Raw genomic sequence first — 15599 nt, 5'->3', positions numbered from 1 at the left:
GTTTTATTTGAGGCTGACCTTGAAAAGCTGATTGTGTCTGAGAACAACAACCAGGCCAAAAAATGATGAAAAGATTACAAAGAGATAAAAAGAAGATACGGGGTATCGAGCAAATTTTTTATAAAATTGGGCGCACTGTCTTTTTACATAGCTGAATATTTGAATTAGATTTTCTTTTTATCAAAACGTTTGAGCGTTTCAATTACTTTATCATAGTCCACTATCGTATTATAACAACCATCGTTCAACAGAGGAACGCCATAAGTCACAACTTTTTTCCCATTTAAAGCGCACATTCCTTTGTTTATTTCATAATTACATGCAATTCCAAGTAGACCCTCTGCAGGTTTATTTTTAAGGATGTTTCCGATAGCCGAAGAGCCGGTGGTAATATATAAGTCGTATCCATATTTTACGGCATCTTTTCTCAGTTGAGATACAATGCACTTCCCGCAGTCCCGACATTGAATTCCAAAAATTGTTGACGGCGCAGGGCAGTCTAATGAACGCACGCAGTGCGGAACAATAATTATGCGATTTTTGGTTTTTGAGAAATCTGATGCATTAGCTATGTTTTTCAAAGATACTATCCATTTGTCCAGAATTCGTGGGTCCGAAAACTTACAGAAGAAATATTTTATAGGTAAATAAAAAAAATCAAGTACATTTGAAAAGAAACCTGCAAGCCATACGTTTCTTTTCAGGCTGATTCGACTCGCCAGGAGAGCAGATATCGAGATCAAAACCGAAAAAATTATGGTAAAAAACAGAACTTTCCCTATAAAACTATACATCGCACATCTCCATTTTTCGGATAATTTCTTCCACATCGGCTTTAGTATTGAAACAACCATCCCGAAGGAGAAGAACCCCTTGCACAGGGATAAAAGATACTTCCTGCATATCTTCTGCAAGCTCATTGTAACAGGCCACACCAAGGCAAGATTGAGGCCTGTACTCCTTGAAGATCTTTTTGACAAAGCTGCTCCCAGGGATTATAAAAACCTTGAAATTGTACATATCTGCAGCTTCATATATCTTTGAAATGTCACATTTTCCGCATCGTTTGCACTCATAACCATGGATAGGGTCACACCTTGCCCTGCATTCCGGGTGTCTCATACATTGAGGAAGGAACACCACCCTGTTCTCTTTTGTGTGAACAAAGCGATCCAACATTATGGCGTTTCTTAAATCAATAAGAATATCATCTACGAGATTTTCCCGGATTCTAAAAAATCTGCACAATAATTTAGAAGGGGAATAAAAAAGATAAAGTGTAAACAGCACGAACCCCGGGAAAATTATCCTGCGTTTTTTAAAGGAATATGCCCCTATGAGCAGGGCGATCCCTGTTCCTGCGAGAGCAAAAATAACCAGATATATGAATATTTTTCCTAGAAATTCGTAAGGGATATACATGTTCAAGGGGAGGTAAGTATCGATATTTAAGTTTTGCTATCTAATAATAAAAAGAGAGAAAGAAACGAGAATAAAGAAAGCTGGAAATCCAGCCTTCCTCTTCACGCTTATGAGGTGCTAAGGCCAAGAGCCTCTGCAACCAGCTCAATGATATCTTCTACAACAATATCAGATTTGAGGGCGTCACGACCATCCGAGAGGTTCCTCTTACAGAAGGGGCACGCACTCGAGAGGATCTCTGCATTGGTTTCAAGAGCATCCTTAACTCTAGCTTCTCCCATTGCCACAGCAAGGTCAGGCATTCCTGCTTTTACACCACCGCCAGCTCCACAGCAGCGCTGGAATTCCTTTGACCTGTCCATTTCAACGAACTTAACACCAGGAATATGGGAAAGCACATATCTGGGAGCATTAAAGACTCCAACGTGGCGACCAAGGTGGCAGGGGTCGTGATAGGTAATCGTCTTGTTGATAGGCTTTTCCCATTTAATCTTGTCCTCTTTTATAAGGTCTGCAAGGAACTGTGTAATGTGAATAACCTCAAAAGGCAGTTCTTTGCCAAGAAGCCTGGGCCAGTCAATCTTTGCAGCACGGAAACAGCCTGCACATGCAAACAGAACCTTTTTAGCACCTTTCTTCTGGAGTGACTCTACATTGTGTCTTGCAAGTTCACGGGCCACATCATTGACATGCACCTGGCCTGTCCTGATAAGGGCTGAGCCGCAACACCATTCCTCTTCACCAAGCATGCTAAACTTAATGCCCAGTTTGTTGAGCACACGTGATGTTGCAAAGGCCAGAGCGAGCTGATTGTATCCTGCAGTACAGCCAGTGAAATAGACAATTTCTGCTTTGTTTTCTATTTTCACGTCTGGAGGAACCCAGGCAAGTCTGTCTTTCTGGTCCTTCATGTAAGGGTTATGGTACTGACCAACAAGTTTTGGGAACGCGTTCTGCTTCCCATAAGGACCTATACCTTTCTTTACAAGATTTGTCCTTATAGCTTCCCAGAGTTCCACAGTGTTAATACCTGCTTCACAAACTGTTGCACAGACACCGCATGTCGTACAGCCATGGACATCATCTTTAAATTCTTCAAGTTCTGACTGAGGAACTTCCTGTGGACCAAAGATTTTTGCTTTAACTCCATAGGATTTGTTCATGTACTGCCTCCAGCGCAGGATCTTGTCTCTTGGAGCTAATCCTGGTTTCCCGCCGGAAGCGGCATAAGTCGGACACCATTTTACACACTCACCACAGCGAACGCATGCATCAAGTTCCATGAGCTGGACTGCGGTAAGATTCTTCGTATCGATTGAAGGAGTACGTTTTGCCATCTTTTTATTCGCCTCCTTTGTTTGCAAGAAGTGCAAGCGGTATGGCGATTACATGAATATATTTACTGTATGGTATAAATGCAATACAGAAGAGCAGGGAAAATACGGAATGGAAAAGAGCGGCCGGTGGTGCTGCTGCGGGGTCAAGCCCAAAGCTCCAAATTAAGCCTGTTCGAATTCCATCGGCGAGGAAACCGGAAATAGTAACTATGAAAATTACTCCGATTAAGACCCAATCGTACATAATTGAAGCTTCCCTGACTTCAGAGACAAACAGTCTTCTTACTATTGCTATAAGGACTCCGATAAGTAGAATATACCCGAAAACATAGTTCGGAATGGAGAGCCACTCTCTAAACACGTCAGGAGTGAACGGGAGTTCAATTCCGATCTTTTCGGTAATTTCAACTGTAAACATGAGTCCGGATAGGGCAAAGAGGGTCATCCAACCCCCAAAAATACATAGATGCATAATCCAGCGGAAAGGACTTCTCTTGAGAATTCTTCTCTGGAAGACAATATCAAGTATAAGAATCTCCAGAATAGGCGTTCCATGATGATGAGATTCTTCTGTTACCTGTTTCCACCAGGTTTTTAAGAATGTGATTGCACTTCCTTTTTTTCCTTCCTGAGGCTCAAGAGCATAACCTGTGACTCCTGTTCCCCATTTTTGGAAGGCGACAATCAGACCGTATATGAAAATAACAAAGGCTAATGTAGCCATTATCATTACCTGGACAAACGTCATCCTTAGTGCATCCGAGAGCCCAGAAAAATAAAGCATTTCCTCACTGATAATTTATTCCTCCTATGTATGGACCAAAAACTGGGAATTAATACTGCTTTTACAATTGTCATGTTACAGAACATCAATGATAGTAAAGACAGAATGATAGCCGTAGCAACTGTCTACATAAGGTTTGTATAGTCTGTTAGTGTTTGTATCTATTATATTTAAACATTATCTTTATTAATCAACAGATTAAAAAGCCCACTGAGTCGCAAAAATGAGTTGAGTGAAAGTAATCAAACGGGAAAGTAAAAAGTGAAAGTATAATATATCATAGTTAAATTATAAAACAAATAGTATACAAACCATTCGTAGAATTCTTCTGGACGGTAAAGTAAGAAATTAAGCGACAAAAAAGTAAAAAGTAAAAGTGCAGAAAAAAGAAAGTAAATAAAGTAAGGAAAGTAAGGAAAGTAAGGAAAGTAAAGTATAATCCTTTTCAAAAACTGCTTGCCCGCAACCCTTTTCAAAAACTGCTTGCCCGCAACCCTTTTTAAAAAAAGGGTTGATCGAAAACCCGCGAAACATTTGAGTTTGGTTATCTTATCCCCGAACCCTATCGGCGTGATAAACCGGCGCAACGGTTTGTGATCAACCGGCGCAACGGTTTGTGATCAAACAGCGCGACAGTTGCGGGTAAACGGTTCTGGCTCAACCATTTTCAAAAAGTGCTTATCGAGACATATGGTTTATGTAAAAAACGCCTCTGAAAATTAAGAAGGCTTTTTACAACCCCACTTCTTCTTTGAATTTCTCAAGCCCGATCTCGTCAATAACTTCTCCGATTCTTCTTGGCTTGGGGTATTTTTTATAAAAGTTAATTATTTTTTCAACAAGATCCAGAGCCTGCTCTTCGGTGAGGTCTTTTGCCACTACGCTACCTAGTCTCGGACGGGGCCCTGCACTGCCCCCGACGGATAAAGTAAAGCCTTTTGCTGTACCCATTAACCCTATATCCTTTATAATAGGTTCGGAGCACGAATTCTGGCAGCCGGAAACCCCAATTTTTAATTTGGAAGGGAGCTGCATCCCGTGGTACTTTTCATCAAGTTTTAATCCAAGCCCGACTGAGTCCTGTTTGCCTCTCTTGCAAAATGTAGTCCCAGGGCAAATTTTAACGCTGCGGACACAGAGTCCTATAGCTGCTCCGGGTTTTAGATTCAGTTCTCCCCATGCTGCATCCAGATCTTCTTCTTTTAACCCTACAATTGCAATCCTCTGGGCCGAAGTAATTTTAAGGGCAGCAGCCCCATACTTTTCTGCAATGTCAGCTATTTTTCTAAGAGTTTCCGGGTATACGATTCCTCCGGGAATATGTGGAGCAATTGCATATGTTTCTCCATCTCTTTGCAGAATTGCAGCTTTTTCGGGAAGATCTCCTTTCACATACTCATGACTTACCATATATTATACACCCTCCAACTTCACTGATTCATTCGTATTTTACCTGGATTGTTTAGTTTAATCTTTAAGTCAAATTTGTTCGATTTTATTTATTTTCAAAATTTGTTTAATTCGATGTTTGTTTCACAATTTTATTGCTACTTGCCTTAGGTTTTGATAGAATTATTTGACCTAATTGACCTGAGACCAGTGTCGAAACTCGGAAGCAAAAGCTAAATTCATAGATCAGAGCCGATCAATTACTGAATCAATTAGCAGACATAGCAAGTCCTGATTCAGCTCCCCCTGAAATTAGACCCCCATGCAGAAGGTGAAGAATCCGATATTCCCCCATTTTTCTGGACTAAATATGTTAGAATCCAGGAACATATTTCAGACCCAGAGATAATATTACTCGAAATAATATAAAACTTCATGTATATTGCCGAAAATATAAAAACAGTATTCCTGGCGTAATTCAGCTTTTCATAGCTCTACAGAACTTTATATAATTCACAAAATTGGAATAAAATCTTAAAATCTTGGATGAATTAACCAATCTAATTACGACAAGCAGAGTAATTAGCGATAAAAAATAGTTAGCAGTTAAAAATACCAGTTCAATAACTTAAAATGTGGAAAAAGGATCAAAGGATCCTATTTTCTTATTGTTGTTTTCTCATTGCTGTTTTCTCATTCTTTCCAGAAATCCATTAAGCCCTGCTTTATGCCTGGCTTCGTCCAGAGATGCCTTTTCAAAGAAAAGGGCAGCTTTTGTATTGCCTTCCTTCCTGGCCAATTCTGCAGCTTCAGCTTTCTCAATTTCGGCTTTACTCTCCCCGTCAAACATCATTTCCAGATTTTCAAGAGTTGTTTCTTTTACAAGTCCTAGGATTTCAGCTACCTCGGTAGCGTGCCAGGCTTCGTCCATGGCGATCTGGCGTAGGTAAACCGCGACATCCGGAAATCCTTCCCGCTCAGCAACCTTTGACATTGCGAGATACCAGCCAACTTCAGTAGTCTCTCCTTTAAATGTGTTTTTTAGAATTTCTTCAAGAGTCATTGAATCACCATTTCTTTTTAAAAATAACCATTTTTATAGTTTAGACATAGAGCAGTCTTTGAATTTAAGGTTTAGCCACAGTTGAGGTCAATACCAGAATGGACCCGGCGATTTGATCTTTCGATCTTATCTTTCGATCATATCTTTCGATCATATCTTTCGATCTTATCTTCCGATCTCGTCTTTCGGTCTTATCTTCCGATCTCGTCTTTCTATCTCATCTTTCGGTCTCATCAGTGAACTTAAGGCTAATCGAACTTAAGACTAATATATTTAGGAGTAACGTGAGGAAAGATAATATTTCTGAATTCAAACAGTGAAGAAACTACAAAGAAGGAAGAAACAAAAAAGCAAGAGCTAAAACAGGAAAGGACTGAAATAGAAAAAAGAAATGACAATAAAACCGAAATAACAACAATAAGACCGAAAAACAATAAAACAGAAGATAATAAAACCAAAATATAATAAGACCAAAGCACACCATATGAAATCGAAACACACGGAAAATAATCTGCATGAAAATATATATTGATGAGAAAAATGTACAGGGTGTGAAAACGCAATGCAGAATGTGTGTAACTGTCTGTGTGGAAGATGTAATCACACTTGAAAACTGACTTTAAAAAAGGATTGAGAACTTTGTCACTTAAGATTCGTGTAGTACTTGTAGAGCCCATGTATCAGGGAAATGTCGGATCTGTTGCAAGAGCAATGAAGAACTTTGGATATAGTGACTTGGTGCTTGTAAATCCCTGTAAACTCGAAGGAGAAGCAAGAGCCATGTCATCGCATGCAAGAGATGTCCTTGAAGGAGCAAGAATTGTCTCAACGCTTGAAGAGGCTGTGAAAGGCGCAAACCTGAGGATCGGAACTACAGGGGTAGCAAGCCTGAAAACCGGGGAACACATCCGTCTTCCACTCTATACCTCCAGAGAGCTCAAAGAGAGGCTGAAAGATTGCAGCGGCACGATTGCAATTCTTTTCGGGCGCGAAGACACAGGGTTCCGGAACGATGAGCTAAAAAGTTTTGATATGCTTTTTACGATTCCAACTTCTGAAATATATCCAATTATGAATCTATCACATGCCGTTGCAGTGGTGCTTTACGAACTCTCGGAGCTGGAAGGAGGGAACAGTCCGCTTGCTGATGGGTTTGATCTCCAGCTTTTATACGAGCATATGGGAAAACTGCTGGAGGAAATCGATTATCCCCCTCATAAAAAAGACAAAACTTTTTTGATGCTGCGGAGAATATTCGGAAGGGCAGGGTTAACCCCCAGGGAAGTTCAAACTTTAAGGGGCATAATAAGAAAAACCGAACGAAAAATGGGATACGAATTAAACGAGCCTGAGAGCCAGGAAACAGAAGCTTCGGCCAGCATAGAAAAGTTCATATGAGAATAAACCCTGTTTTTACATCAGAATTTGTGATACATATTATTACTTTTTTTCATCCTTTTTTAGACAGAAAACCGTAACGACAAATAAAAATTTTGCCTAAAGCCAGATTGAGAATGATATGACCGAAACAGAAAGCAAGTGGGATGAAAAGCTAAAGAGGTTTTTTAAAGACTACTACTGGAATGAAATCCTCCAGCTTGCAAACGAATATCCGGATCAGCGAAGCCTTAGCGTAGATTTTACGGATATAGAGAAGTTTGACAGAGAGCTTTCAAAAGAGTTTCTTGACCATCCAGAAGAACTTATAAAGGCAGCTGAAGTTGCCCTGAAAGAAATTGACCTTCCTGTAGAAAAAAGCCTGGAAGAGGCTCACGTAAGGGTAATAAGAATCCCAAACCGAATACCTATAAGAGAGTTAAGAAGCAAGCACCTCGCGCGCTTTATTGCAATTGAGGGTATGATAAGGAAAGCAACCGAGGTGAGGCCAAGAATTACTAAAGCTGCTTTTGAGTGCCTCAGGTGTGGATATATTACTTTTGTGGACCAGAACAGCTTCAGATTCGAGGAGCCCTTTGCAGGTTGTGAAGGCGAGAGTTGTGGAAAGAAAGGGCCCTTTAAGATCAGGATAGAAGAGTCTACCTTTATCGATGCGCAGAAACTGCAGATCCAGGAATCACCCGAAAACCTGAAAGGAGGTTCCCAGCCCCAGAGCCTTGAGGTGGACTCTGAAGATGACCTGACAGGAAATGTCACCCCCGGAGACAGAGTTATAATTAATGGAATCCTGAAATCCAGACAGCGCACTTTGAAAGATGGAAAATCCACCTTTTATGACCTTGTTTTAGAAGCAAATTCCATAGAGCACCTGGATAAAGATTATGACGAACTGGAAATAACTGCTGAAGATGAAGAAGAGATTCTTAACCTTTCTCGTGATCCTGAAATCTATAGCAAAATTGTTAGTTCTGTTGCGCCTTCTATCTACGGATACGAGGACATAAAGGAAGCTCTTGCTCTTCAACTGTTTTCTGGAGTTGTGAAAAACCTTCCTGACGGTTCCAGAATAAGGGGCGATATACATATTATGCTTGTAGGAGACCCTGGAATTGCAAAATCCCAGCTCCTGCGCTATGTTGTCAAACTCTCCCCGAGAGGTGTTTTTACTTCGGGGAGAAGTGCGTCAGCAAGCGGTTTAACTGCGGCTGCCGTGAAAGACGATCTCAACGATGGCCGATGGACAATCGAAGGCGGTGCCCTTGTTATGGCTGATATGGGGATTGCTGCGGTTGACGAAATGGACAAAATGAAAACCGAGGATAAAAGTGCCCTGCATGAGGCAATGGAACAGCAGACGATAAGTATTGCCAAAGCGGGAATTATTGCTACGCTTAAATCCCGCTGTGCCCTCCTGGGAGCTGCAAATCCGAAATATGGGCGTTTTGACAGATATGAGGGCCTTGCAGAGCAGATAAGTATGCCACCTGCACTGCTTTCCCGTTTTGACCTTATCTTTGTTTTGCTTGATACTCCTGACCATAATCTGGACACTAAAATTGCAAACCATATTCTGCAGTCTCATTATGCAGGAGAACTCTTCGAGCAGCGGGAAAACCTTCCCGGGTCCAATATTAAGGAAGATTTTGTCGAAGCCGAAATGGAAGTTATCGAGCCTGTTATTCAGCCTGAAATCATGCGAAAATACGTTGCATATGCCCGGAAAAACGTTTTTCCTGTAATGGAGGAGGACGCAAGAGCCCATCTCATAAATTTCTATACGGATCTCAGAAAAACCGGAGAGAGTAAAAATACCCCTGTGCCCGTAACTGCGAGGCAACTTGAAGCTCTTGTCCGCCTCTCGGAAGCAAGCGCAAGAGTTCGCCTGAGCAATACGGTCACGCTTGAAGATGCAAAAAGGACTATCAGAATCGAGATGAATTGCCTGAAAAATGTAGGCGTTGACCCTGAGACCGGAGCCCTTGATGCAGATATACTTGCATCTGGTACAAGCATGAGCCAGAGAAATAAGATAAAAATCCTGAGAGATATAATTAAGAAGGTAAGTGAGAAGCATCCGGGAGCTAAAGCTCCTCTCGAAGAGGTTTATGCTATAGCTGAAAACGAACACGGAATAAAAAGGGTTCACGCTGAAGAGAATATTAAGAAAATGAAGCAAAGAGGAGACTTGCTTTCTCCGGATCAGAACCATATAAGGCTTGTTTAAGTTTAGGGTTTGTTTAAGCTGAGACTTAGGTTTTTTAAGTTTAAGGCTTGTTTAAGTTTAATGTTTGTTTAAGTTTAAGGCTTGTTTAAGTTTAATGTTTGTTTAAGTTTAAGGTTTATTTAAGCTGAGACTTAGGTTTGTTTAAGTTTAAGGTTTATTTAAGCTGAGACTTGGGTTTGTTTAAGTCTAAGGCTTGTTTAAGTTTAAGGTTTGTTTAAACTGAAAGAAGCAAAGCGCCGAGAGTTCCAGAATCTTTTTTTCGGAGCCTTGGGACGCGAAAAAAGCCTACATAACACATACATAGCAATTATATGAGGACGGTTAAACTGTAAATACTAAAAGGGCAATATTATTTAAAAGGGAGAGTATGTATATAAAGATCTATAAAAATGGGGAGCATGTGCTTGTTGCAGCCTGCGATAAGGAAGTGCTCGGAAAGACCCTGAAACACGGCAATACTGTAGTCGAGATCAACAGGGCTTTTTTTGAAGGAGAACACGTTTCCGAAGAAGAACTCAAGAAAGCCCTTGAAGAAGCTACGACTGCAAATATCTTTGGAGAAAAAACAATCAAATTTGGTATTAAATGCGGGTTAATTGATCCGGATTCAGTAATAATAATTGACGGCGTACCTCACGCCCAGATCTTCAGGGTTTAATGCAGTTGCTGAATTAATCCCTTGAGAGGCTGAGTCAGTGAAAGCCAAACCACTGGTTTTCAGGGCTGATTATATACCGGAATAGATAACATATGTATAAAATAAAATGCAGATTGTGATACAGTGACTGAGAACATTGACGAAGCCGGAATCAGAGTGCTGGTAGAAGAGGAGCTGATCTCCGCAGTTGTGGAAAAACACAGACGGTTTCTGGAAGAATATAAAAAAGAATTTGGAGAGCTGGACAGCAGGCTGAGCCAGGTCGAAGAAAATGTAAAAAACGTAAAGAATTTCAGAATCCAGATGGAGGAGAGAAAAGAAGTCCTCAAGGAGAAACGCCAGCAGTTTTACCATCAGACCGAAGCACTCCTTGAAAAAGAAATATTTCCTAAGCTGGACCCGATTACTGCAAACAAACTTAAGGAAGAGTTTAAAAGAATCAAAGGGCAGATCGAACCTGAAGAGGAGCAGAGACTTAAAGACTCATTTATGGAAAAACTGCGTGAAACTACTCAGGCAGCCGGACCTGGAGAAAATGTTCTCTCGCTAGTGGGTTCCAGAATGGAAGAAGCCAGGAATTCAAATCTTGAATTTAAAGAAATAATAAAGTCTGAAAAACAGCTTGCAGAGGATGATGGCAGTAAAGGTGAAGATATTTCTAAAAGTAAATCCCAGCATAAATGGCTCAGTACCAAAATAAAGAACCACGAAGAAGCTCTAAATTACTGGGAAAAGTTGAAAGTATAACCCTTTTTCAAAAACACGCGGGTGATAGTACATGACCAACGACGTTTCAAGCACAGAAATTGCAACGGCCGACCTTTCAAACCTTAGCGAACGGGAGCTGAAGGGCAAGGTAAACGAGCTCAGGAGCAAGATAGAGAAAAGCGAAAGGCAGTTGGCATCGATTTTTAAGGAACTGAAGATTAACAGGACCGATATCGACGAGCTGAAAGAAAAGAGAGACTCTCTGAACCATCAGGTTAAGGAAAAGGTTGCAAAAGCACAGGAACTAAGAGACAAGCGGGATGAGATTAACAAAGAAATTGGTGAGTATAAGGGCAGAAGAAGTGACGTGAACTCAAAGACGCAAGAACTGTTTTCAGGAATTGCGGGACTCAAGGAACAGCGGGACGAATACAATAAATGTTCCCACGGAAGCGTGGACTCCCTTACAAAGGCTTATGACGCCGAAATTGACGCTTTTATTAATAAAGAACTGCCTCTTGCAGTGGAAATTAAAATCTTCCAGAAGCTAAACGACCTCAATAAACGTCTGCAAGCTGCAAAGAAGGCAAATGAACTGCACGCGCAAATCCAGGAAAGTTATAAAGAGTCAAAAGGAATCCATAAGAGGGGAGACGAACTCCACGAAAAGATCCAGGCACTCTCAGACGAATCTCAGGCCTGCCACCTGGAAATGCTCGAAAATTTCAAGTCTGCAGACGAAATCCGAAAAGAAGCAAATACATATCATGCCCAGCTTACGGATAAAATCACAAACATAAACTCCATTAAAGAAAAAATTGACCCGCTTAAGAATGGTATTGCTAATAACCGGAAGGAACTTTCCTTATATCTGGACAGGTTAAAAGACCTGCAGCTTACGAAAGAAGAAACTAAAGTAAACCAAAAACACAGCGATGCCCGCGAAAAGCTTCAGAAAAACGCTCGTTTGAGCCTTGAAGATCTTAAACTACTTATCGAAAAAGGGGATGTTAAATTCTCCAACGAGTAAGTTGGAAGGCTCTTCGATGTTTTATATGGATATCCTCATAATGCGCTCATAAAAACCAATGCGGTCTTGAACTGAAAATCGTCTTATCCATAGGAAATGGCGAAGAGCCACTTGAAAACTCAGGAAGCCGGAGACCTAAACTGGTGTCATGGCAATTTAATTATGATACGTTGATACATAGACAACGCCTCGTCCGTAGTTCTTTTCTTAATTATAATGATTCATTACTAAGGGTTATAATGATTCATAACTAAGGATTATGATGATTCATAACTAAGGGACGATTTCTCCATTGTATCGTTAAAAATTTTATTTTTTCTTCCCTTTTCCTGCAAAGAAACCTGTTACCAGAAGCACGGCTCCAAGCCCAAGAAGGAAGAGAGGCATATCAAAGCCCTCAGCGTGAGTTTCCAGTTCAGGGGCAGCGGAAGAGGATGTATTATTCGAAGCATTGTCAAAAGATTCTGTTGGCGTTTGAGGCACAGGAAGCCTGGGGTCAAGATACTGGTATACAGGTGAAAACTTCACAAGCACTCCATCTGCTCCTTCGTATATCGTATCCACAGTAAGATTAAGGATTTCCGTAGAGTTATAAGAATACACAAATTGAGAGCCTTCAGTAACGATACTATCCTGAAGGGAAACTCCGTTTCTGCTAAGTTCAATCCAGACTCTTTTGCCTTCGGTATCCGTACCTTTTATGTAAAGCTGATAATCCTGTAAAAAGTTGTGAGAGTAACCTGACCTGATATAAATTTCCTCTCCATTGATAGCAATAATAGAAAGGCCGTCTTTATCAGCAGGAATAATAGAAAGGCTGTCTTTATCAGCAGGAATAATGGAAGGTTTTTCTTCATCTGCAGGAATAATGGAAAGTTTTTCTTTATCGGTGGCAGCTAAAGCAGGTGATATCGAGTAAAAGACCGAGAAGCACAAGGAAATTAGGAAAAAAAAGAAAAATACAGAAACAAGGTTTGTCTTCTTAATTTCCTTTCTTCTTTGTTTATTTGGAACGTGCATAAATGCATCTGCCTGCAATAATTTCTTCTTTGGTATCGTCGGCTTTTCTTATTACGAGAGCTCCGTCTGGGGTTATTCCTACAGCTTTGCCTTCTATAATTCGTGAGGGCGTCGTGACTTTTACCTCTCTTCCTATGGTGTCGGAGAGGGCAAGCCAGTCATTGAGAATGTGCGAGAAAGGCTGGGTCTTGAAGAGTATATACTGCTGCTCGAGCTCAAAAAGGAAATCTTGAAGGAACGATACCCTTTTTATATGGCTTCCAAGCTCGGCCTTCAAAGTTGTGGAGCCCGCACGGAATGATTCAGGGATATCTTTCAAATCCATGTTTACATTAATCCCTATTCCCAGCACAACATAATCTACTCTATCCACTTCGGCCTTTGCCTCGGTAAGAATCCCACAAACCTTTTTTCCATTAATTCGGACATCATTTGGCCATTTAATGCGAGCATCAAGGCCCATATTGCGAATAACGTTTGCAACTGCAAGCCCTGCAACCAGAGTAAGCCTTGAGGCATGCCTCAGAGGGATCCCGGGTTTCAGGATCACGGACATCCAGATCCCACCATGAGGAGAGACCCATTCCCTGCCCAGACGGCCCCGGCCTCCTTTCTGCACTTCGGCAATCACAAGCGTACCTTCTTCTTCCGACGCCGCGATTTCCTTTGCAGTACTATTTGTGGAAGTTACCTCTTCATAATAATGGATTTTTTTTCCTAGAAGAGTAGTTTTGAGCCCCATCTGGATTTCTTCCGGGTACAGGAGTTGAGGCACGGATTTCAGGACATATCCCCTTTTCGGAGATGATTCTATCTCATAACCATCTGCCTGAAGGGACTTGATATATTTCCAGACCATTGTCCTCGAGATCCCCAACTTAAGCCCCAATTCCTCGCCGGAAACAGGACTTTTCTGTGCATCTTTAAGTGCCTTGATAATTCGAGATCTTTTATCTCCCATCCTCGTACCCCATACAAATGTATGCGTTCAACCGTATATATTTTTTTAGCTTAAATTGTTTCATGTCAAACTGACCTGAATCCTGTTCCTGTTTCTCAGGAGGACACATGTCACCGCTGTGTTTTCTGGGCCATGCTCACATAGGCGTGCACGGCAGCTGTAATGGCCGCAACTTTTTTGTCTTTTGCTTCAAGAGCCGAAGCCAGAGTAGCCCCTTTTTCAGCATCTGCTTTGACAACCTCTTCGACGGCTTCCATAATATTATTATCTTCAATAAAGGCCGTTGTCAGGTCGCCCCTGCGGAAGACCGGGTTACGCATGACTGCTTTATGGAAGGGTATATTGGTTTTTACTCCAACGACCACATACTCGTAAAGAGCTCTTTCCATCCTGGCAATCGCTGCATCCCTTGTCTTTGCCCAGACGCAGAGTTTTGAAATCATTGAATCGTAGTAAGGAGAAATGGTGTAGCCTGTATGTACTCCGCTGTCCACCCTGACTCCAGGCCCGCCTGCTGACCGGTATCCACGGATCTTTCCGGGAGAAGGAGCAAAGTCATTTAACGGATCTTCCGCGTTGATCCTGCACTCAATAGAATGCCCGTTAATAATGATATCTTCCTGATTAAATTCAAGCTTTTCTCCCCAGGCTATCCTGAGCTGCTCTCTTACAATATCGACACCTGTGACCATCTCAGTTATCCCGTGTTCGACCTGCAAGCGAGTATTGACTTCAAGGAAATAGAAGTTGCCCTTTGAATAAAGGAACTCCACTGTTCCTGCATTTACGTAACCAATCGTCTTTGCTACCCTGACTGCGGCTTCTCCCATCTGGGCCCGGAGTTCAGGAGTCATAATAGGTGAAGGAGCTTCTTCAATAAGTTTCTGATGCCTTCTCTGGATGGAACATTCCCTATCTGAGAGGTAAATCGTGTTTCCATACCCGTCTGCCATAATCTGGATCTCTATGTGCCTGGGTTCCTCCACATATTTTTCAATGAAAACCGAAGAGTCCCCAAAAGCTGAGCCAGCCATTTGCCTGGTAGAACTTAGTGAAGCGGCAAGTTCGTCGCTGGAATTAACTACTTTCATCCCAATTCCGCCGCCACCTGCCGAAGCTTTAATCAAAACAGGATAGCCGATCTCTTCTGCAATTTTTACAGCCTCGACCGGGTCTTCAACTGCATCTTTCGTCCCGGGCACAACCGGAACACCAGCCTTCATCATAAGATTTCTGGCCCTTATCTTGCTTCCCATCTCGGCAATCACATGGCTTGGAGGGCCTATGAAAACAATTCCTTCTTCCTCACAGCGTTTTGCAAAGACCGGGTTTTCGGAGAGGAAACCATAGCCCGGATGAATTGCTTCAGCTCCTGTGTTTTTTGCAACTGCAAGGATAGCTTCCATATTCAGATAGCTCTGGCTGGAAGGGGCCGGGCCTATAAGGTAGGCCTCGTCTGCATATTTGGCAAAAAGGGCATTTTTATCAGCTTCCGAGCAGACCGCAACCGTGGAAATCCCAAGTTCACGGCAGGCACGCATAACCCTGATTGCAATCTCACCGCGATTTGCAATGAGTACTTTTTTGAACATAATGCCTTCCACC

General features: G+C 41.7%; 14 protein-coding genes. 5 read left to right on the top strand and 9 right to left on the bottom strand.

Annotation, left to right across the window (positions count from 1 at the left end; all coding sequences use genetic code 11):
- Positions 1–164: 164 nt before the first annotated feature.
- The 6 genes from FXW07_RS16375 to FXW07_RS16350 form a co-directional block, all read right to left on the bottom strand.
- Positions 165–794: a DUF116 domain-containing protein gene (locus tag FXW07_RS16375; protein WP_229396431.1), complete on the bottom strand. Its 630-nt coding sequence runs from the start codon at positions 792–794 to the stop codon at positions 165–167.
- Entirely contained in the window at positions 787–1422 is a 636-nt protein-coding gene (locus tag FXW07_RS16370; RefSeq protein ID WP_048157364.1) for a DUF116 domain-containing protein, read from the bottom strand. The genes FXW07_RS16375 and FXW07_RS16370 overlap by 8 nt, the downstream gene beginning before the upstream one ends.
- A gap of 107 nt (positions 1423–1529) precedes the next feature.
- Positions 1530–2759, bottom strand: a complete 1230-nt coding sequence (gene hdrD, locus FXW07_RS16365) for a dihydromethanophenazine:CoB--CoM heterodisulfide reductase subunit HdrD (protein WP_229396429.1) — start codon at positions 2757–2759, stop codon at positions 1530–1532.
- 4 nt (positions 2760–2763) lie between these two features.
- Positions 2764–3543, bottom strand: a complete 780-nt coding sequence (gene hdrE, locus FXW07_RS16360) for a dihydromethanophenazine:CoB--CoM heterodisulfide reductase subunit HdrE (protein WP_229396428.1) — start codon at positions 3541–3543, stop codon at positions 2764–2766.
- Positions 3544–4275: 732 nt separating this feature from the next.
- On the bottom strand, positions 4276–4953 hold the full coding sequence (locus FXW07_RS16355; protein WP_048157360.1) for an NAD(P)/FAD-dependent oxidoreductase: 678 nt from the start codon (positions 4951–4953) through the stop codon (positions 4276–4278).
- A gap of 658 nt (positions 4954–5611) precedes the next feature.
- Positions 5612–5995, bottom strand: a complete 384-nt coding sequence (locus FXW07_RS16350; RefSeq protein ID WP_048122158.1) for a ferritin family protein — start codon at positions 5993–5995, stop codon at positions 5612–5614.
- 639 nt (positions 5996–6634) lie between these two features.
- On the opposite strand from FXW07_RS16350, the gene FXW07_RS16345 reads away from it, so the two are divergent.
- The 5 genes from FXW07_RS16345 to FXW07_RS16325 all read left to right on the top strand — a co-directional run bounded on the left by FXW07_RS16345 (position 6635) and on the right by FXW07_RS16325 (position 12013).
- A complete protein-coding gene (locus FXW07_RS16345) occupies positions 6635–7393 on the top strand; it encodes an RNA methyltransferase (protein WP_229396426.1) in 759 nt (252 codons plus the stop codon).
- Between the two features lie 121 nt (positions 7394–7514).
- Positions 7515–9617: a minichromosome maintenance protein MCM gene (locus FXW07_RS16340; protein ID WP_229396424.1), complete on the top strand. Its 2103-nt coding sequence runs from the start codon at positions 7515–7517 to the stop codon at positions 9615–9617.
- Between the two features lie 367 nt (positions 9618–9984).
- Positions 9985–10275, top strand: a complete 291-nt coding sequence (locus tag FXW07_RS16335; protein ID WP_229396422.1) for a DUF424 family protein — start codon at positions 9985–9987, stop codon at positions 10273–10275.
- A 123-nt stretch (positions 10276–10398) separates the two neighbouring features.
- Positions 10399–11022, top strand: a complete 624-nt coding sequence (locus tag FXW07_RS16330) for a hypothetical protein (RefSeq protein WP_229396420.1) — start codon at positions 10399–10401, stop codon at positions 11020–11022.
- 31 nt (positions 11023–11053) lie between these two features.
- Complete coding sequence (locus FXW07_RS16325; protein WP_229396418.1) at positions 11054–12013, top strand: coiled-coil protein; 960 nt, start codon at positions 11054–11056, stop codon at positions 12011–12013.
- A 309-nt stretch (positions 12014–12322) separates the two neighbouring features.
- Here FXW07_RS16325 and FXW07_RS16320 read toward each other — a convergent pair whose 3' ends face one another.
- The 3 genes from FXW07_RS16320 to FXW07_RS16310 form a co-directional block, all read right to left on the bottom strand.
- A complete protein-coding gene (locus FXW07_RS16320) occupies positions 12323–13033 on the bottom strand; it encodes an S-layer protein domain-containing protein (protein ID WP_229396416.1) in 711 nt (236 codons plus the stop codon).
- Positions 13017–13994: a biotin--[acetyl-CoA-carboxylase] ligase gene (locus FXW07_RS16315; RefSeq protein WP_229396414.1), complete on the bottom strand. Its 978-nt coding sequence runs from the start codon at positions 13992–13994 to the stop codon at positions 13017–13019. The genes FXW07_RS16320 and FXW07_RS16315 overlap by 17 nt, the downstream gene beginning before the upstream one ends.
- A gap of 110 nt (positions 13995–14104) precedes the next feature.
- On the bottom strand, positions 14105–15586 hold the full coding sequence (locus FXW07_RS16310) for an acetyl-CoA carboxylase biotin carboxylase subunit (protein WP_048122142.1): 1482 nt from the start codon (positions 15584–15586) through the stop codon (positions 14105–14107).
- Positions 15587–15599: the final 13 nt, after the last annotated feature.

Origin of the sequence: Methanosarcina sp. DH1, assembly GCF_020804205.1 — an archaeon.
GTDB classification, from domain to species: Archaea; Halobacteriota; Methanosarcinia; order Methanosarcinales; family Methanosarcinaceae; genus Methanosarcina; species Methanosarcina vacuolata.
The sequence above is the reverse complement of the archived record's forward strand: the minus strand, read 5'-3'. Positions and strand labels throughout refer to the sequence as shown.